This is a genomic window from Xanthobacter pollutisoli (genome assembly GCF_040044995.1).
Classification (GTDB): Bacteria; Pseudomonadota; Alphaproteobacteria; order Rhizobiales; family Xanthobacteraceae; genus Xanthobacter.
In genome coordinates this window covers 22,375-40,417 of record NZ_JBDZDP010000026.1, presented here as the reverse complement: position 1 = coordinate 40,417, position 18,043 = coordinate 22,375, and the positions used below count along the sequence as shown (strand labels likewise).

Below are 18,043 nucleotides of genomic sequence, written 5' to 3'. Positions count from 1 at the left end.
CCTCCTCGTCCATCCGCGTCGACATGGCTTCTGGTCTCCGAATCAGTCGGAGTCCTATGAATCATGCCGGATTCGGCAGGGGAATACCTGAGCGAGATTCAATCGCGATTTCGTCCACACTGCCTAGGTTTCGAAGCTTGGCTATCCTTCGTCGCCAACGCCTTGGTCATTGGCCAGTCGAAAGACGCACCATTCTCCGGTGTCACCTGGCCGAGCACACCCGCACCAAGCTTTGACGATCTCCAGTGGTTCGTAAACCATCTGCGCATGTCGATTTTCGCAGAATGCGCGCTGTCCTTGCCCGATAAGGCCATGGCGAAGTCGATAAGAGAGACCCCGCCGCAGCTCGCATTTCTCTCCAAGCTCGTCGCCCGAGATAGCAATCTCGGGCGAACTCATCTTTTCACGTTGAACTACGACACCCTGTTCGAGCAGGCGCTGGAGTTGCTCGGCATCCAGTATTTCGATGGGTTCACCGGCCGCGCCGCAGCGCGGTTCGATCCCTCCGTCTACGGCCTTGACGTCTATTATCCGGGGGAAGTCGCCGAAGGCCGAGTCCGGCGCTTCGACAAGTTCCTGCATTTTTACAAGCTGCATGGGTCAATTCACTGGTTCGAGCAAGATGGCGAGATGCGGGCGCGGCACCCCGACCTCGCGCCGTTCCGAGCCTATGTGGACTTGAAGCCGGAGGAGAAGGCAGCCGCACTCGTTGATCTTGCCGAGGGAACCGCATCGATCGGTATTCTGCCGACCGCGAATAAGTTCACGCAGACGCTGACGATGCCGTATGCGCATCTCTTCCGATCATTCCAAGTGCGCCTCGGCATCCCTCAGACGTTCCTGCTCGTCCTCGGCTACGGCTTCGGCGACGATCATGTCAGCCGAATCATCGAGAGTGCCTTGATCAACCCGTCGCTGGTTATGCTGGTGGTGGAGCCCAATCCGGAGAGCCCGGTCGTCGAGCGCATCCGGCGGTACAAGGACCTTGGCAAGCGCGCTTTCGTGTTGTGCCCGACCGACGCAGCCTTTGCGGCTGCCACGTTCAAGCACGCGACCTTTGATGATTTTGCGCGGTCAGCGATGCCCGACGTCCAATGGCTCGACGATTTCTTGCGTCTGCGTCGTTTTGAAAAGCAGATCGCCTCGTCTGCAATGCCCGCCGAACCCGATACGGGGGCTTGACCATGGATAATCCTAGACTTGTCGGCCACATCGTCGCTGTTCAGGGGTTTCGGGTGAAAGTCGAGCTTTTGCCCGAAACCCGCTCGGCGCTTCGCGCGACCCTTGACGGCGTCCAGGTCGCGATCGCCATCAACGCCTACCTGACATTTTCATTGGGGGCGGGCGAAACCGTCATCGGCATCATTACCGACCTCGAGGCGCGCGAGAGCTTCGACCCTGCAAGTGGCGACGACCTCAGCCTTGAGTTGATGAAGTCTCGCCGGATCGCCAGCGTGCAGTTGCTGGGCACGATCGAGAACATTGATGACGACGCCTCCTTCAGCCCGGGCATATCCGTTCTGCCAACCCTCGATACCCCTGCTGAGATCGGATCGCCGGCCGTGCTGCGCGCTGTGTTCGAGCTTCCGCCGCGGCGCAATAGGCCAGAAGGCTATGATGACAAGGACTTCGACTACGACCTGAAAATCGGGTTTCCAACGGGCCAGACGCGCAATGTCGTGCGCGCCTCCTACAACGATCTGTTTTCGCGCCCTCTGGCGATCGTCGGCAACACCGGCTCGGGCAAGTCCTTTTCCGTTTCCAGCCTGATCCAGAAGGCGATGAAGGCGCTCGATGGTGCCGCCGAGGAGCCGCATGTCTTTATCCTCGACATTAATGGCGAGTATGAAAAGGCATTCCCAACAGGCAAGACCGTCACACGATTGCCCGATCGCATCTACCTCAACGGTGAAGAATTCGGCCTTCCACTCTGGTTTCTCAATGCTGAAGAGATCTGCGCTTGGTTGAGCGCTGCCGAACAAACGCAGGAGCCGGTCCTGAAGGATTGGTGGGCGATCGCGAAGGGCGGGAATGCTGATGAGGTTTCGAATCTTAATACATTCCAGAGTGCTTTAAGCTCAATCGAAAAGCTGCTTTCCGATCTCCAAAAGATACAACGGAAGTCGGCTGGTTCATATTGCGATCTGATTGTAGGCTATCTGGCGAATTCCGACATCGATACAGCCTCATTTGAAACTCTGTTCGCATCGCACAAAGCGATCACCGGTTTCAATCAAGAGGTCCTCGCGAATGCTGCTCAGATCGAAGCCGAGGCTCGAAAGCTCCAGGATGAAATCCGCGCAAAGATCATCGGCGGCAGCCATGTCGCCGAGACTGCCGTTCGGACAGCCGATTCACCGTTGCGCATCTCCCGTTCGACGTTGACAGATCCATCCCTGATCAATCGAGCGGTGTCCAAGGAAGATACCATAAGGGTCGATGCACACCTCACGACGTTGAAACTGAGGTTGAAGACGCGCCTCGACGATAAACGCTGGCATTCGTTTCTCAATTATGAGAACGCCGAAACTAGCATCCCGGATCTGGCATCGTGGTTTTCCCGTTTTGGTCTCGGAAATGCGGGCGGGCCTAAGGTGTCGGTGCTCGACTTATCCATGTTGGGAAACGAGATTCTCCCTTATGCTTGCGCCGTCATCGGGCGCGTACTCCTCGAGGCAAGGGAGCGATTGCCGGCGGCATCACGCTATAAGCATCCTTGGGTGCTCGTCCTGGAGGAGGCGCACAACTACGCGCGGCCGGCGCGATCGGACGAAGACCGCGGCCATCGCCTCGCACGTCTCGCCTATGAGCGTATCGCCAAGGAGGGACGGAAGTTTGGCCTCTCACTGATCATCGCCAGCCAGCGACCGAGCGAGATCAGCCAGACAATTATCAGCCAGTGTGCCAACTTCATCAGCCATCGTCTGCAGAACCCGGACGACATCGACCATTTCCGACGCATCATCCCGATGCAGGCGCGGCGTTTGCTCGATCAGGTGACGATTTTGTCGTCGGGCGAGGCGATCGTTTTCGGAAGCGCGTTCCATATCCCGGCGCGGGTTCAGTTCGATCGACCGGAGCCTGGCCCCTATAGCCAGACGGCAGCGCCGTACCACGAATGGTCGAAGGAAAGAGCTCCGTTTCCTCTGCGCCAAATCATTGACGCTTGGGGCGCATAGCTCAGAGGAGCCATCTGCCCCATGTCTCTCAAGCCATTCGACTCCCTTCTCGAGCCCGATCCCCGGTTCGCTGACCTCTATGTTATTGAGCAAGATGTCGCGCGTCGAATGACGCTTCGAGACCATCATGCCGGAATAGTTGATGTCGGCTTGAAGGGTGCGGCACCCGTAGAGGTTCAAAAGGCCTTCGACAGAGCGCGTAGCATCATGCTTTACGCCTTTTTTGACTACGATCTCTTCGTGGTGGGAGAAATCCAAGCATTCGGAGCTTTCGAGCTAGCGCTCAAATTTCGTTTGAGTGGGCATGGTGGAGACGCACGCGGCACGCTGCGCAATCTGGTCGATCGAGCACGCAAAACGGGCGCGTTGCCGCCAATGGTCGAGGGCAGCATGCTGATGGCCGATCCTGTCGAGGCGCTTATCGCATTACGTAATGGTCTGTCCCACGGCAGCGCTGAAATTCATTCCCCCGGCATGGCGCTGAAGATCCTGGCGGCTTGCGCCGACTGGATCTATCTCCTGTTCCCGAGCCGGCCTGAATGAATCCGGCTCTTCTGATGTGACGCTGCTAGGGGAAAGCCTTCCCCTGCGGCCGAGCCAGGTCTCGGCCGACCCCATCGAGCGGGGAGCCCCCGCAACGCCCCTCAAGAGTCAGAGGGTGGACCGGTTTTCCGTGACGGGTTGACTGCCGGGAGAGAGGCTGCCGGCGCCCGTCATGGAGAACGATCCCATGAACGAACAGGTTCTGGACGCCCGCGGTGATCCGAGCGGCGGGTATAAGGTGGATGTCAATCGCGGCGAGCGCGTCGGCCGCGTGTCGTCGGAGTGGTTCTCCCGGCCGGCGGACGAACGCTATCTGTCCCTGTCGGAGCTGTATGGCGCGGTGCGCGGCCGGTCCGACCGGAGCCGGACCCGGACGGTGGAGAGCGCGGCTATCCGCGTCAAAGCGAGCCGAGAGGCGCCGGACCGGCTGACGCTCGCGCTGCCGGGGACGGAGGCTCCTGTTGCGCCGACCCACTGGAGCTTCGGCCAGCTTGCAAGCCTCATCGGCGCGCCGGCGGCCTACCTGCGGCAACTCCCGGCTCCGCTCGCCGGCATCAATCTGCAGCACGGCCTGCTGACGCACCGCGCTGAGCAGGTGAAGACGCTGGAGGTGGAGGACGGCCGCGTCGAGCTACGGGCCGTGACCGGTCCCGACTACGGCCGCATCTACGACCACGAGCTGGTGGATGCCGTGCGCCGCATCGCCGGCAATGGCACCGGCGACACCCGCTGGAAGGTGCCGGGTGTGCTCGACTGGTCGACAGGCATCTACAATCCCCGCGTCGACATCACCAAGGACACCACCACGCTCTACGCCTCGGATCGGGACGTCTTCCTGTTCCTGGTGGATGATCTCAATCCCATCGAGGCTGGCCGGCTGCCGGACGGCTCTCCGGACCTGTTTTTTCGGGGCTTCTATTGCTGGAACTCGGAGGTGGGCGCCAAGACGCTGGGGATCGCCAGCTTCTACCTGCGGGCCGTCTGCCAGAACCGCAACCTGTGGGGCGTCGAGGATTTCGAGGAGATCACCATCCGGCACTCCAAGTATGCCGCATCTCGGTTCGCCCATCAGGCGGCGCCGGCTTTGGAGCGCTTTGCTAACTCCTCCCCCATGCCCTTCGTCAACGGCATCAAGGCGGCACGCGAGCGCATCGTGGCGCGCACCGACGAGGACCGCACCGAGTTCCTGCGCCGCAAGGGCTTCTCCAAGGCGGAGACGCAGAAGGTGATCGAGACCGTGCTGGCCGAAGAAGGTCGCAAGCCGGAGAGCATCTTCGACTTCGTGCAGGGCATCACGGCCGTGGCCCGGGACAAGCCCCACCAGGATGCCCGCCTCGATCTGGAGGCGCGGGCGAAGAAACTCCTCGACCGCGCCGTCTGAGATCCGCGAAGCCGGAGATGCGGAATGTCGTGTCTCCGGCTTCGTGTTGTTCCGGATTTCCGGATCATCGGTTCTGCGGCGCTGCCCTCAGAGGAAGAGGGCGGCGCCGTCCTTCGTGACGGGTTGGAGGCCAGAGAGAGGTTCTCTGGCCGCCCGTCGCGGAGAAATATCCCATGGCCACGGCCGTTCAGAAGATCACCCTTTCGTCCTCCCGCGACATCCCTTTCAACAAGCTGGTGCTGAGTCAGGCCAACGTCCGCCGGGTGAAGGCGGGCGTCTCCATCGAGGAACTCGCCGAGGACATCGCCCGGCGCGGCCTGCTCCAGGGCCTCAATGTCCGAGCCGTGGTCGATCCCGACGGCGTCGAGACCGGCATGTATGAGATCCCGGCCGGCGGGCGGCGCTATCGGGCGCTGGAGCTGCTGGTGAAGCGCAAGCGCCTCGCCAGGACGGCCCCGGTGCCATGCATTGTCCGTGAGGGCGGCATCGCCGAGGAGGATTCCCTCGCCGAGAATGTCCAGCGCGCGCCGCTCCATCCCCTCGACCAGTTCCGTGCCTTTCTCGCTCTGCGGGAGAAGGGCCAGTCCGAGGAGGAGATCGCCGCCGCCTTCTTCGTCTCGGTCGCGGTGGTGAAGCAGCGGCTGAAGCTCGCCTCGCTCTCTCCGACGCTCCTCGACACCTATGCCGAGGATGGCCTCACCCTCGACCAGCTCATGGCCTTCACCGTATCGGGCGACCATGAACGGCAGGAGCAGGTGCTGGAGCGTCTCGCCCAAGCTTACGACAAGCAGCCCTATGTCATCCGGCGCATGCTGACGGAGGGCGCGGTGCGGGCATCCGACAAGCGGGCCCGCTTCATCGGCATCGAGGCCTACGAGATGGCCGGCGGCACGGTGCTGCGCGACCTGTTCCAGGGCGATGACGGTGGCTGGCTGCAGGATGTGCCCCTCGTCGACCGGATGGTGGCCGAGAAGCTCGTCGCCGAGGCCGACGTGATCCGGAGCGAGGGTTGGAAGTGGATCGAGGTCGCGCCGGACTTCGCCTATGGCCACACCTATGGCCTACGCCAATTGCGGGGCGAGCCCATGCATTTGACCGAAGCGGAGGAGGCTGCGCGGGAGGCAGCCCAGGGGGAATACGATCGTCTGTCCGAAGAACATGCCGATGTCGACGAGCTTCCCGAAGAGGTCGACGCGCGGCTCGGGGCACTCGAGGCGATGCTGGAGGCCTTCGAAGCGCGTCCTCTCGCGTTCGATCCGGCGGAGGTCGCCCGGGCCGGCGCCTTCGTCAGCATCGCACAGGATGGAAAGCTCCGGGTGGAACGGGGTTTCGTCCGCCCGGAGGACGAGGTGCCGGTCGAGGAGGACCATGACCCTTCCATCGAGACCGACGGTGCCAACCTCGTGGCCTCATCCCCTCGGCAGGAGGCGGCAGCAGGCGATGCTCCTGGCGAGCCCGAGGAGGAGGACGGCCTCACCCCCATCTCCGACCGGCTGCTCACGGAGCTGACCACCCACCGCACCCTCGGCCTGCGCCATTCGCTGGGCGAGCAGCCTGACGTCGCCTTCCTTGCCGCGGTCCATGCCCTGACGCTGAAAGCTTTCTACGCCTATGGCTCGGACAGCTGCCTTGAGCTCGATCTCAAGAGCGTCTCGTTCAATGCCCAGGCGCCGGGCCTCAATGACAGCGTCTCCGCCGAGTCCATTCGTGTCCGGCATGAGAGCTGGGCCAAGGCTCTGCCGAAGGAGCCGGGCACGCTCTGGGACACCTTGAGCGGGTGGGACCACGACAGCCGGGCCGCACTGTTCGCCCATGTGGTGAGCCTCTCGGTCAATGCGGTGCATGAGGCCTGGAACCGCCGTCCCCGCGCCTTCGCCCATGCCGATAGGCTGGCGCAGGCGGTGTCGCTCGACATGGCAGCCGTCGGATGGAAGCCCACGGTGGACACCTTCCTCGGCAGGGTCACCAAGGCCCGCATCCTGCAGGCGGTGACCGAGGCCAAGGGGGAGCGCCCGGCCGAGCGGATCGCCCACCTCAAGAAGGGCGACATGGCCCGGGAGGCCGAGACCCTCCTCGCCGACAGCGGCTGGCTCCCGGAGGCGCTGCGGACCCAGCCCTTGGACACCGTCGGCGAGGAAACGGCGGAGACCGACGGCGAAACGGCCATGGCCGACAGCGAAGACCTCGCCGACACTGAGGAGCCCGAAGCGATCTCCTCCTCGATCGCTGCCGAATAATCCTCCCCGGGCAACCTGGCCCGCCGTCTGTGGCTCCGCGATCCCCCCTATCGCGTGGCCCGGACGGCGGGCCATTTTCTTGGAGCGTCCCCATGACGGATGTGACCCATGATCTGGCCCGGCAGTTGGGGCGGCAGGCGGAGGCAGTCTGCCGCCATTATCTCTCCGCGGGCCGACGGCAGGGGCACTATTGGCAGGTCGGCGATGTTCGCAACTCTCCCGGCCGCTCCATGTTCGTGCGGCTGACGGACACCGCGAAGGGCCCAGCCGGAAAATGGACCGACGCTGCCACGGGCGAGCACGGCGACCTCCTCGACGTGATCCGCGAAAGCCGGGGCCTGCTCAACTTCACCGATGTGGTCGCAGAGGCTCAAGCATTTCTGCGCCTTCCACCAATCTCACCAGACGCGGAAGCTCCTCATGGCGGAAAGCAATGTTCCTCACGTGATCCGGTCATCTCGGCACGACGGCTGTTCGCCGCTGCAGAGCCGATTTCGGGCACAATCGTAGAGGCGTATCTGCGGACCCGCGGCATCTCGGCTTTGCACGAAACCGGAAGCTTGCGCTTTCATCCTCGCTGCTTCTATCGCCCGGCTGCGCACGGGCCCATTCAACCCCTGCCGGCCATGATCGCTGCCGTCACCGACCTCAGGGGACGGATCATGGGCATCCACCGGACGTGGCTCGCTCCGGACGGATCGGACAAGGCGGCAATCGCCACGCCCCGGCGGGCCATAGGTCACCTGCTGGAGCATGCCGTTCGCTTCGGCCGAGTTGATGACGTGATGGCTGCCGGAGAGGGCATCGAGACGATCCTTTCCCTCCGCGGCGTGTTGCCAAGCCTCCCGACGGCAGCGGCGCTCTCGGCCGCCCACCTTTCCGCCATCGCCTTTCCACCCGGGCTACGGCGGCTCTACATCGCCCGCGACACCGATCCGGCCGGCAACAGGGCACGGGACAGCCTCATTGCACGAGCGAACTCCACCGGGATCGAGGCCATCGTGCTCTCGCCGACGCTTGGCGACTTCAACGAAGATCTGCGCGCCTTTGGCGTTGACGCCTTGCGGGCGCAACTCCGATGTCAGCTTGCTCCCGAGGACGTCGCCCGCTTGTCCGTGACGAGCCCATGATCTGGAGTGGCTGCGAGCGGGAATGCTCTTCCGCCACGCTCTGATACCCACCGCCGACAGAGAACCCGCAGCCAGGCCTTCCAGAGGGCGATCGGCCGGCAGTCGTCCCGGACCGGCAATGGCTCCGGCCGGTGATTTTCCGTCGCCGGTGTTTCCCCACGACGCAGGCGTCGCAGGGCCCCGACACGCGGCGTTCCATCGCGAAGCAAAATCCCCGGCCTTCGCCATCCTCCGCTCACGCTCCGGCCCCGCGCTTCCCGCGGGGTGCAGGTCCGTCCCGCCCGCCGGCTTCGTCGCCATGAAGGCCGCAAGGCTGCGGTCCAACCGACGGAGCCTCCCATGAGCACCGAGCACGACGGACCCCGCCACGCTTCCTCTCCCACCGATCACCTGCTGCAGGAACTTCAGCTCTATGGCTACCGTCCCTCGGACGACGAAACGGATCCGCGGCCGCTTCCCGATGCCGACCGCATCACCGGCGCAATTGCCGACATCTTCGATGCCCTCATCGCGACGCTGCAAGACACTCGCCTCGAGCCGGACCTTCCCGATCTCCTGTGGTCGACCGTCCATCTCTTCCACCGTGCCGCCGGCCGTATCTCGGGCACCCTTGACGACAACGAGCAAGGCCAGCGCCGCAGCCAGCAGGAACAGGACGGCAGCGAGGTGCGCTCGGCGGAGCTGGAGCGACTCATCGCCGAGGGCCAGAGCCTCATGGAACGCCGCAACACCTTCGAGCTGATGCGCGACGAGGCTGCCGATGCCTTCGAACGGCACACCGGCTCAGCCTGGCGCCCGCGCTCCGGATCCCTGATGAACCATCGGCACCTCACCGCAGCCCTCATCGACAGCCGCGATTTCCTCGCCGCCCGCAGGCGGGCTGAGACCGAGGTGATGATGCCCACAGGTCCGAAGATCGCCTTTTCCGGCGGCGACACGATGGACCACACGCACATCTGGGCGAAGCTCGATCAGGTCCGCGCGAAGCACCCTGACATGGTGCTGCTGCACGGTGGCTCGCCCAAGGGTGCCGAGAGGATCGCCGCCTGCTGGGCCGATGCCCGTAAGGTGCCGCAGGTCGCGTTCAAGCCCGACTGGACACGGCACGCCAAGGCCGCCCCCTTCAAGCGCAACGACCAGATGCTCTCGGTCATGCCCATCGGGGTCATTATCTTCCCCGGCACGGGCATCCAGGACAACCTCGCCGACAAGGCCCGCAAGCTCGGCATCCCGGTCTATCGGTTCGGGTCAGGCGGCGCATGAGCGCTGCCCCCTTCTCGACCATCGGAATCGAATTTCACGAGCCCTGAACGTTTCTCATGAAAGTGCTGGCTCCATTATCGATTTTCACCGGACTGACGAGCAGGACCTGTACTCATCAGACGTGTAGCTGAACAAAGCCTCCAGAGTCAGCTTATGCAGGGAGACGGCCGCACCTGCCGATCTTCGAGCGACCATCCACCCCCGCTTTTTTTGCGCTGATCCTTGGTCCGGCCGAGGGCCTGACGCCATCAACCCGCAAGGGGTCGGCTACGCACCGCGTGCCGCCGCTCCGCTTCGCCGTCGCGGTGATTGCGGCCATCGGCCGGACCAATCGGGCGCCTGTCAGCGGGGGATGGTCCTCCGCTTCGAGCAGGAGCCGGACCCCATGTCCTCTACCGATGCGCAGGCCTTCGCCCTCAGCCTTGCCAAGACCCTGATGGTCGTCATCGTGATCTTTCGCGCCGGCGACGGCAGCCTCTCGGTCGTGCCGGCCGACGAATTCGACGGCGATGCCTCCCAGATCGTCTGGGAGATTGATCCCTTCGCCAGATAGCGGAGGGAGCGCGGAAGTCCCGAGCATCCCCATTGCAGGGATTCCGGCGGCTTTTTCCCTTGCTATGCTGGTGATCGCGCCGCGGTGGTGGTGGTGGAAGGCGCAACCGTCAGAGCTTTCCTTATGGAGATACCACCATGATTTTCCTCGGCATCCTGCTTGGTCTCGCCGCCATCGCGTTATTCTGCTGGCTGCTGTTTACGCTCGCGGTCTTCGCGCTGCCGTTCTTCGCCGCTGTCAGCGCCGGCACTTGGGCACACCAAACCGGCGCGGGCTGGCTCGGTGCGATCGTCGTTGGCCTGATCGCCGGGGGCATCACGCTCGGCATCGGCCAGGTTCTGTTCGCGGTCGTTCGTCCGATGTGGGCGCGGCTCCTCTTTGCGCTCGCCTTCGTCATCCCGGCCGTCATCGTCGGCTATCACGCCACGCATGGCATCGCGAAGCTCGCCATGCCGTCCGAGACGTGGCAGATCGTCTTCTCGATCATCGGCGCTATTGCCATCGGCGTCACGACGCTGTTGCGGGTCGCGGCCAGCGCGTCCAGTTGGGACCTTGCGCAGATCTGAGCACGCTCCATGTCATTCGGCAGGGCCGGAGCCGAAAGAGCCTTGCCATCCATGCTGTCCGAGGATGCGGATCGGTGGCGCCGTCCGGATTGTGGCAGAGGCCCAAGCGGCGGTCGATCGCGATTACTTGAGACGAGACGACGCCACGTGGTCGGTCGCGGACCAGCGCATGATGGGAGCTATCTTATCTGGTCCTACCCGTCGCGGCGGAAGTGCACGGAGCCGGCCCGGAACGGGGGACGTGAAGCCGAAGAGGATCGGGCCGGTCTTCTGTGAGGTTGCGGAGGCCGCCATCATCCCCGTTCGGCATCCGTCCGTCGACGCGCCAAGTCGAACAGAGCCATTATTCATGGCTCACCCGATACCGCCCGCAAGCCCATAGAGCAGTCCGAGCACTGAACAGCCTGCCAAAATCGTCATCACGCCGAGGTGGAAGCGGAACACGGCGTTGAGCGCGGCAAGGGTGAGGATCAGGGACGCTGGCCGGATCGACGCCAACATCGGCACCTCCAGGCCCAGTCCCAGCGTGTTCAGCGTGATGATCTCGCCGAACAGCACGTGCAACAGGTGACCTCGTCGGCGCCCGCGTTGATCCTGCTCAAGGCGGTCCTTTCATGCGCACCTATGATGAGGCATAGTTCGCCGGTGAGGCGATGAGGCATATGATCAGGCTCAGGTCGGCAGCGGGGTGGGTGAAGGTGCTGCCAGCGATCCTGGTGGCAATGGCCATGCTGTTCGGACCCATCGCGAGCGCCTATTCCGCGCCGTGCCATGACGAGGATTCGGCATACGCAGCTGCGGCGGATCATCCGTACCAGATCGCCTCGCTTGATCCCGCAGATCATCATCCGGACGAGCCGACCCAACCCGCTGAACACGGAAAGTGCTGCAGCGTCTCCTGCAGTGTCTATGTGCCCGTGGCCGACGGCGCGAGCCTGCACGTTCTGGATCTGACCTTTGTTCGAGAGCCCTTTGATCTCGCCAACCAGGCCGCGGACGGCTTGGCGGTCTTGCCCGGCCTCGATCCCCCGCGTTTCCAGAGCTGATACCGGTCTCAACGCATTTCAGGCGTGAGGCGGACGCGCGAAGCAGCGCCCGTTCAGGGCGCCGGCGCGTCGACGTGCCGCAAGATGCCCCCGAAATCAGCGTCGGCCTCGTGCCGATGGCGAAACGAGGACCTTTCCATGTATGGTCGCGACACGCTTGCCGAGCCTATGGCCGGCACGGCTGCGCTTGGACAATCCGGACCGACTGGCACCGGAACCCCGCGGCAAACCCGAAATGCCCAAGGGAGCGCCTTCTCCAGCGATCCCGGAACGTTCGCTCGCGATTTCTTGTCCTATGGCAGGGACGTGGCCGAGCGCTGGATCCTGTTCTGGGACACGCTGCGCCAGCGGGCCGACAACATGCTGGCGCACGAGCGCGCCGGTAAGCCGGCTCTGCTCGACTTCGACTATGAGGTCCTGCTCGATGCCCGCCGGCTCGAGCGTCCGGCAAACTATGCCCTCCTGCGCGTGACCCGCGTGGGGGACGAGTGCCTGGAAGATTGTCTGGACGCGGCCAAGCCGCCCGTGGTGATCCTCGACCCGCGCGCCGGCCACGGCCCCGGCATCGGTGGCTTCAAGCAGGACTCCGAGGTCGGCATCGCCCTGCACCAGGGGCACCCCGTCTATTTCGTCACCTTCTATCCAGAGCCCGCCGCGGGGCAGACGCTCGCCGACGTGCTTCACGTGCTGCGGCGGTTCGTCGAGGAGGTGTCATGGCGACATTCCGGCGCCGCGCCTGTGCTCTATGGGAACTGCCAGGCCGGCTGGGCGGTGACGCTGCTCGCCGCGAACTGCGCGGGGCTGGCCGGACCGGCCGTGCTGAACGGGACCCCTCTGTCCTACTGGGCCGGCGAGACCGGCATCAACCCCATGCGCATCGCCGCCGGCTTCGAGGGCGGGGCGTGGTTGACACACCTTCTCGCCGACCTCGGGGACGGACGCTTCGACGGCGCCTTTCTGGTGCAGAACTTCGAGGGGCTGAAGCCCGAGGCGGTATGGGAGAAGTACGCGAACCTCTATGCCCACATGGATACTGAGCGGGAGCGGTTCCTCGCCTTCGAGCGCTGGTGGGGCGGCTATTACTTCCTGAGCCGCGAGGAGATCCTCGCCATCGTGGAGAACTTCTTCGTCGGCAACAGGCTGGAGCAGGGCCGCGTCCGGATCTGCGAAGGGTGCCATGCGGATCTCAGGCGCATCCGCAACCCGCTCGTGATCTTCGCATCCTATGGCGACAACATCACGCCGCCCCATCAGGCGCTCGGCTGGTTACCGATCGTGTACCAGGATACGGAAGATCTCAAGGCGGCGGGCCAGCGCATCGTCTATCTCATCAACCGCCATGTGGGTCACCTCGGCATCTTCGTTTCCGCAAAGGTTGCGCGGCTGGAGCATCGGGCCATCCTCGAGAGCCTGCCGCGGATCGAGACGCTCCCGCCCGGCCTCTACGAGATGAAGATCGACAATCCGTCCGGCGATCCCGATTGCCGTGAGGGCGCCTATCAGGTCCGCTTCGAGGCGCGCGAGGTGTCCGACATCCGCTTCGCCCGGCAGGACCCTGCCTTCGAGCGCGTGCGCGACCTGTCGGAGCGCAACGAAGCCTTCTACCGCACGTTCGTCAGCCCCTGGGTACGGGCGCTGACGACGCCCTGGTCGGCGGCGATGCTTGAGACGCTGCACCCAATGCGCACCAGCCGCTACCTGTTGTCGGAAGGCTTTATGCCCTGGATGCGCGATGTCCGATGGCTCGCGGAGCAGGTCGCCGCCGACCGGCATCCGGCCGCAGCGGACAACCCCTTCAAGGTCGAGGAGGAGCACGTCGTCTCGCGCGTCGCCGAGGGGATCGAGCAGGGCCGGCGCCTGCGGGACGCCCTGTGGGAGCGCCTCTTCGACAGTCTCTATGACGGCGTGGGCAGTGCCCACCCAGCCGGTGCGGACCCACAGCACAGGAGTGAGGGCACAGGGCCACAGGATACACGGAGCGGTTTGGATTTCCAGGCGGCCGGCATCAGCCGGACCGCAGCGATAGGAGAGAACTGACTATGACGACGTTTCGCAATCTGATGCTCGCCGGCGCGCTGCTGCTCTCGACGCCGGGCTTCGCCGAGGACGCGCACCATCCGCCGGAGGCCCAGCCTGCTGCGCCCCAGGCTGCCGCGCCGGCACCGCAGCCATCTCAGGCCACGCCGACGCCAGGTGGCCCTCAAGGCATGATGGGGCCGGGCATGATGGGGATGATGGGCCAGGGTGGCATGGGCATGATGGGCGGCGGAAACGCAGGGGCCGGCATGGGGATGAGCCAGATGATGGACCCCGACCGCATCGCAGGGCGCATCGCCTTCCTGAAGGCCGAACTGAAGATCACTGAGGCGCAGCAGCCCCTGTGGAGCGCATTCACGGAAGCGCTCAAGGCCAATCGCGCCATGATGGGTGACATGCAGGAGATGATGATGGCCGCGCAGGGCGGCTCGGCGCCGACCCTGCCGCAGCGGATCGACGGTCACGAGCGCATGCTCGTCGCCCGCCTCGAAGCGGTGCGCCGCCTCAAGGCCGCGCTCGGGCCGCTCTACGCGTCGTTCGACGAAGCGCAGAAGCGCACGGCGGACCAGCTCATGATGCCGGGTGGAATGGGCCCCATGTGAGCGTCGAACCTCGCTGGCGGGTCGGCGATCGCAGCCGGCCTGCTTCGCTCAGGTGGAGGAGGACCAAATGTCCTTGCATGACGACACCGGCCATATGCCGCGGCCCGGCAATGACACCGGCACGCGCGCCCCGCACCGAAGCTTCTGGCGCTCGCCCGGCGGCATCGTCGCCATCGGCTTTCTTCTCGCGGTGGCCTTTCTTTTGTTCTCGGAGCACCGCGTCCATGCGCTGGGGTATCTGCCCTTCCTCCTGCTGCTCGCCTGCCCGCTGATGCACATGTTCATGCATCACGGCCACGGCCATCATGCGGGACACCAGCCAGGCGAACGGCCGCCGGGTCCCGATGGGGGCAACCGATGACCGAGACCTCCGCTTATGGCCTGTGGGGCCTCGTGATCATCAACTCGGCGGTCTTCATCCTGTTTGCGGCAAGCTTCACCCGGCTGCAGACACCGCGGGACTGGCGCACGCTCGGGGCGTTCTCGGCCTTCATCCTTGCCCTGTTCACCGAGATGTACGGCTTTCCGCTGACCATCTATCTCCTGTCGGGATGGCTCGGCCGGCAGTTTCCCGGTGTCGATTTCTGGTCCCACGACGCCGGCCATCTGCTGGAGACCCTGTTCGGATGGCGCGTGAACCCCCATTTCGGGCCGTTCCACATCTTCAGCAATATTCTGATCTTCGGCGGCTTCTGGCTGCTCGTCGCGAGCTGGAACGTGCTTTATGCGGCCCAGCGCGATCACCGCCTCGCGACCGAAGGTCCCTATTCCCGCGTGCGGCATCCCCAGTACGCCGCTTTCGTCGTCATCATGTTCGGCTTCCTGCTGCAATGGCCGACGCTGGTCACGCTCGCCATGTTCCCCATTCTCGTCTCGGTCTATGTGCGGCTCGCACGGCAGGAAGAAGCCGCAGCCCGCACTGAGTTCGGGCCGACGTGGGATGATTATGCCAGCCGCGTCCCCGCCTTTTTCCCCGTATCGGAATTTCATCCGCGACAGCCCCTCGCTCCGGAGACCGCCCTCATGACTGAGCACGACACGCACGCCGGCCACCATCACCACCACGACCATGCAGTTCACCCGCCCGAAGGCGCCGGGATCGCGCCCACGGAAATGGTCAAGGATCCCGTCTGCGGCATGGAGGTGAACCCGGCCACCGCCGGGTTCCGGTCGGACTACGGCGGCAAGAGCTATTTCTTCTGCTCGGCAAAATGCCACGACAAATTCGACGCAAACCCTTCTGCCTATACCGCCGGTGCGGCGGAAACGCCGCCCGCAGCGAAGGGTCAGCCTCAAGGCGTGATCTACACCTGCCCCATGCACCCGCAGATCCGTCAGCTGGGACCGGGCAACTGCCCCATCTGCGGCATGACGCTGGAGCCCGAGGTGGCGACAGGCAAAACCGGTCCCAGCGCCGAGCTCGTGGACATGACGCGCCGCTTCTGGATCGGCCTTGCGCTGGCGCTGCCGGTGCTGGCCCTGGAGATGGGCGGGCACCTCACCAATCTCCACATGCTGCTCGGCGCGCAAGCGTCCAACTGGACCCAGCTCGTGTTGGCAACACCGGTGGTGCTGTGGGCGGGATGGCCGTTCTTCACCCGCGCCTGGCAGTCGCTGGTCACCCGCCGCCTCAACATGTTCACGCTGATCGCCATGGGCACGGGCGTGGCGTGGGCCTACAGCGTGGTGGCGACCTTCGCGCCGCAGATCTTCCCCGCGACCTTCCGCGCCGCCGACGGATCGGTTGCCATCTATTTCGAGGCCGCTGCCGTCATCACAGTGCTGGTCCTGCTCGGCCAGGTGCTGGAGCTGCGCGCCCGCGAGCAGACCGGCGGCGCCATCCGCGCCTTGCTCGACCTCGCCCCCAAGAGCGCCCGGCGCGTGCGTGACGACGGCAGCGACGAGGACGTGGCGCTGGAGGCGGTCGTGGTGGGCGACCGCCTGCGCGTGCGGCCAGGCGAGAAGGTGCCGGTGGATGGCAAGCTGGTCGAGGGCCGCTCCTCGGTGGACGAATCCATGATCACCGGCGAATCCATGCCAGTCACCAAGGACGTCGGCGCGAAGGTCATCGGCGGCACGCTCAACCAGAGCGGCGGCTTCGTCATGCGCGCCGGCAAGGTGGGGCGGGACACCATGCTGGCGCAGATCGTCCACATGGTGGCCGAGGCGCAACGCTCGCGCGCGCCGATCCAGCGCCTCGCCGACGAGGTATCCGGCTGGTTCGTGCCGGTGGTGATCGCCATCGCGGTCCTTGCCTTTGCGGCGTGGGGCATCTTTGGGCCGGAGCCGCGCTTCGCCCACGGGCTGATCGCCGCCGTGGCGGTGCTCATCATCGCCTGCCCCTGTGCGCTCGGGCTGGCGACGCCCATGTCCATCATGGTGGGCGTCGGTCGCGGCGCATCCATGGGCGTGCTCATCAAGAATGCCGAGGCGCTGGAGCGGTTCGAGAAGGTGGACACGCTGGTGGTGGACAAGACCGGCACCCTGACGGAAGGCAAGCCGAAGGTGGTCGCGCTGAAGACGGCCGGCGCCTTGGAAGAGGACGCGCTCCTGCGGCTTGCGGCGACGCTCGAGCGGGCGAGCGAGCACCCGCTCGCGGCGGCCATCGTCGCCGCGGCGGAGGAGCGCGCCCTGCCTCTCGGCGAGGCCCAGGATTTCGACAGCCCGGTGGGCAAGGGCGTGACTGGCACGGTGGACGGCCAAAAGCTCGTCATCGGCAGCCACCGCATCATGGGCGAGGAAGGCGTGGACCTCTCCCCCCTGTCGGCCGAGGCCGAGGCGCTACGCGCCGATGGTGCCACCGTGATCTTCGTTGCAATGGACGGGCGCATCGGCGGCCTCATCGCCATCGCCGACCCGGTCAAGGCGACCACCCCCGTGGCCTTGGCGGCGCTCCGGGCCGCCGGGGTCCGCGTCGTCATGCTCACCGGCGACAATCGGACGACCGCCGAGGCGGTGGCCCGGCGCCTGGGCATCGACGAGGTGGAAGCAGAGGTGCTGCCGGAGAACAAGGCGCAGGTGGTGACGCGGCTGCGCCAGGAAGGGCGGATCGTCGCCATGGCCGGCGACGGCGTGAACGATGCGCCCGCCCTCGCCGCGGCGGACGTCGGCGTCGCCATGGGTACCGGGACGGACGTCGCCATCGAGAGCGCCGGCGTGACGCTGCTGAAGGGCGATCTCCAGGGCATCGCCCGCGCCCGGCAGCTGAGCCACGCCACCATGAGCAACATCCGCCAGAACCTGTTCTTCGCTTTCATCTACAATGCGGCCGGCATACCGGTGGCGGCGGGCGTGCTCTATCCCCTGTTCGGGCTTCTGCTGTCGCCCATCATCGCCGCCGCGGCCATGGCGCTGTCATCGGTCAGCGTCATCGCCAATGCCCTGCGCCTGCGGCGCACGCCGCTTGGCTAAGGCGTCCTCGTTCTTGGACTGCAGAGACGGATCCGGCTCCAGGGAGGGAACCATGCTGAATTTCGACGGAATGATGGGCTCCGGCATGTGGGGGA

Annotated in this window: 15 protein-coding genes and 1 pseudogene; 15 read left to right on the top strand and 1 reads right to left on the bottom strand. The window is 65.1% G+C overall.

Features of this window, described 5'->3' with window-relative positions; genetic code table 11:
- The first annotated feature begins 63 nt into the window (after positions 1 to 63).
- The 9 genes from ABLE93_RS24220 to ABLE93_RS24180 all read left to right on the top strand — a co-directional run bounded on the left by ABLE93_RS24220 (position 64) and on the right by ABLE93_RS24180 (position 10,852).
- On the top strand, positions 64 to 1,182 hold the full coding sequence (locus ABLE93_RS24220) for an SIR2 family protein (RefSeq protein ID WP_348842263.1): 1,119 nt from the start codon (positions 64 to 66) through the stop codon (positions 1,180 to 1,182).
- 2 nt (positions 1,183 to 1,184) lie between these two features.
- The gene (locus ABLE93_RS24215) at positions 1,185 to 3,179 is read left to right on the top strand and encodes an ATP-binding protein (RefSeq protein ID WP_012116547.1); all 1,995 of its coding nucleotides are present in this window, start codon (positions 1,185 to 1,187) and stop codon (positions 3,177 to 3,179) included.
- A 21-nt stretch (positions 3,180 to 3,200) separates the two neighbouring features.
- The gene (locus tag ABLE93_RS24210; RefSeq protein WP_012116548.1) at positions 3,201 to 3,722 is read left to right on the top strand and encodes a hypothetical protein; all 522 of its coding nucleotides are present in this window, start codon (positions 3,201 to 3,203) and stop codon (positions 3,720 to 3,722) included.
- 187 nt (positions 3,723 to 3,909) lie between these two features.
- Complete coding sequence (locus tag ABLE93_RS24205; RefSeq protein WP_012116549.1) at positions 3,910 to 5,103, top strand: hypothetical protein; 1,194 nt, start codon at positions 3,910 to 3,912, stop codon at positions 5,101 to 5,103.
- Between the two features lie 173 nt (positions 5,104 to 5,276).
- Positions 5,277 to 7,340: a ParB/RepB/Spo0J family partition protein gene (locus tag ABLE93_RS24200; protein WP_012116550.1), complete on the top strand. Its 2,064-nt coding sequence runs from the start codon at positions 5,277 to 5,279 to the stop codon at positions 7,338 to 7,340.
- 92 nt (positions 7,341 to 7,432) lie between these two features.
- Positions 7,433 to 8,470, top strand: a complete 1,038-nt coding sequence (locus tag ABLE93_RS24195; protein ID WP_149577259.1) for a DUF7146 domain-containing protein — start codon at positions 7,433 to 7,435, stop codon at positions 8,468 to 8,470.
- Positions 8,471 to 8,809: 339 nt separating this feature from the next.
- Positions 8,810 to 9,733, top strand: coding sequence for a DUF2493 domain-containing protein (locus ABLE93_RS24190; protein WP_348842261.1), 924 nt, complete (start codon positions 8,810 to 8,812; stop codon positions 9,731 to 9,733).
- 385 nt (positions 9,734 to 10,118) lie between these two features.
- Positions 10,119 to 10,286 carry a hypothetical protein gene (locus ABLE93_RS24185; protein WP_188079546.1) on the top strand — a complete coding sequence of 56 codons (168 nt, stop codon included), beginning with the start codon at positions 10,119 to 10,121 and terminating at the stop codon, positions 10,284 to 10,286.
- A 137-nt stretch (positions 10,287 to 10,423) separates the two neighbouring features.
- The gene (locus tag ABLE93_RS24180; RefSeq protein ID WP_012116554.1) at positions 10,424 to 10,852 is read left to right on the top strand and encodes a hypothetical protein; all 429 of its coding nucleotides are present in this window, start codon (positions 10,424 to 10,426) and stop codon (positions 10,850 to 10,852) included.
- Between the two features lie 354 nt (positions 10,853 to 11,206).
- Here the strand turns inward: ABLE93_RS24180 and ABLE93_RS24175 are convergent, their stop codons facing one another.
- Positions 11,207 to 11,416, bottom strand: coding sequence for a hypothetical protein (locus tag ABLE93_RS24175; protein ID WP_012116555.1), 210 nt, complete (start codon positions 11,414 to 11,416; stop codon positions 11,207 to 11,209).
- 128 nt (positions 11,417 to 11,544) lie between these two features.
- Between ABLE93_RS24175 and ABLE93_RS24170 the strand changes: the two genes are divergently transcribed.
- The 6 genes and pseudogenes from ABLE93_RS24170 to ABLE93_RS24145 all read left to right on the top strand — a co-directional run bounded on the left by ABLE93_RS24170 (position 11,545) and on the right by ABLE93_RS24145 (position 17,948).
- Positions 11,545 to 11,898, top strand: a complete 354-nt coding sequence (locus ABLE93_RS24170; RefSeq protein ID WP_232847539.1) for a hypothetical protein — start codon at positions 11,545 to 11,547, stop codon at positions 11,896 to 11,898.
- Between the two features lie 138 nt (positions 11,899 to 12,036).
- Positions 12,037 to 13,935 carry a DUF3141 domain-containing protein gene (locus tag ABLE93_RS24165; RefSeq protein WP_149577258.1) on the top strand — a complete coding sequence of 633 codons (1,899 nt, stop codon included), beginning with the start codon at positions 12,037 to 12,039 and terminating at the stop codon, positions 13,933 to 13,935.
- A 2-nt stretch (positions 13,936 to 13,937) separates the two neighbouring features.
- Positions 13,938 to 14,537 carry a Spy/CpxP family protein refolding chaperone gene (locus tag ABLE93_RS24160; protein ID WP_149577257.1) on the top strand — a complete coding sequence of 200 codons (600 nt, stop codon included), beginning with the start codon at positions 13,938 to 13,940 and terminating at the stop codon, positions 14,535 to 14,537.
- A gap of 67 nt (positions 14,538 to 14,604) precedes the next feature.
- Positions 14,605 to 14,898, top strand: a complete 294-nt coding sequence (locus ABLE93_RS24155) for a DUF2933 domain-containing protein (RefSeq protein WP_188079545.1) — start codon at positions 14,605 to 14,607, stop codon at positions 14,896 to 14,898.
- Positions 14,895 to 15,407, top strand: a pseudogene (locus ABLE93_RS24150) (methyltransferase family protein); the annotation flags it as partial. The gene ABLE93_RS24155 and the pseudogene ABLE93_RS24150, both read left to right, overlap by 4 nt.
- Before the next feature lie 153 nt (positions 15,408 to 15,560).
- Positions 15,561 to 17,948: a heavy metal translocating P-type ATPase gene (locus ABLE93_RS24145; protein ID WP_232847551.1), complete on the top strand. Its 2,388-nt coding sequence runs from the start codon at positions 15,561 to 15,563 to the stop codon at positions 17,946 to 17,948.
- The last annotated feature ends 95 nt before the right edge of the window (positions 17,949 to 18,043 follow it).

Excerpts from the sequence above, each read along its gene's own strand:
- ABLE93_RS24220 (WP_348842263.1), top strand. The coding sequence starts at position 64 with ATGCCGGATTCGGCAGGGGAATACCTGAGCGAGATTCAATCGCGATTT.
- ABLE93_RS24215 (WP_012116547.1), top strand. The coding sequence starts at position 1,185 with ATGGATAATCCTAGACTTGTCGGCCACATCGTCGCTGTTCAGGGGTTT.
- ABLE93_RS24210 (WP_012116548.1), top strand. The coding sequence starts at position 3,201 with ATGTCTCTCAAGCCATTCGACTCCCTTCTCGAGCCCGATCCCCGGTTC.
- ABLE93_RS24205 (WP_012116549.1), top strand. The coding sequence starts at position 3,910 with ATGAACGAACAGGTTCTGGACGCCCGCGGTGATCCGAGCGGCGGGTAT.
- ABLE93_RS24200 (WP_012116550.1), top strand. The coding sequence starts at position 5,277 with ATGGCCACGGCCGTTCAGAAGATCACCCTTTCGTCCTCCCGCGACATC.
- ABLE93_RS24195 (WP_149577259.1), top strand. The coding sequence starts at position 7,433 with ATGACGGATGTGACCCATGATCTGGCCCGGCAGTTGGGGCGGCAGGCG.
- ABLE93_RS24190 (WP_348842261.1), top strand. The coding sequence starts at position 8,810 with ATGAGCACCGAGCACGACGGACCCCGCCACGCTTCCTCTCCCACCGAT.
- ABLE93_RS24185 (WP_188079546.1), top strand. The coding sequence starts at position 10,119 with ATGTCCTCTACCGATGCGCAGGCCTTCGCCCTCAGCCTTGCCAAGACC.
- ABLE93_RS24180 (WP_012116554.1), top strand. The coding sequence starts at position 10,424 with ATGATTTTCCTCGGCATCCTGCTTGGTCTCGCCGCCATCGCGTTATTC.
- ABLE93_RS24165 (WP_149577258.1), top strand. The coding sequence starts at position 12,037 with ATGTATGGTCGCGACACGCTTGCCGAGCCTATGGCCGGCACGGCTGCG.
- ABLE93_RS24160 (WP_149577257.1), top strand. The coding sequence starts at position 13,938 with ATGACGACGTTTCGCAATCTGATGCTCGCCGGCGCGCTGCTGCTCTCG.
- ABLE93_RS24155 (WP_188079545.1), top strand. The coding sequence starts at position 14,605 with ATGTCCTTGCATGACGACACCGGCCATATGCCGCGGCCCGGCAATGAC.
- ABLE93_RS24145 (WP_232847551.1), top strand. The coding sequence starts at position 15,561 with ATGACTGAGCACGACACGCACGCCGGCCACCATCACCACCACGACCAT.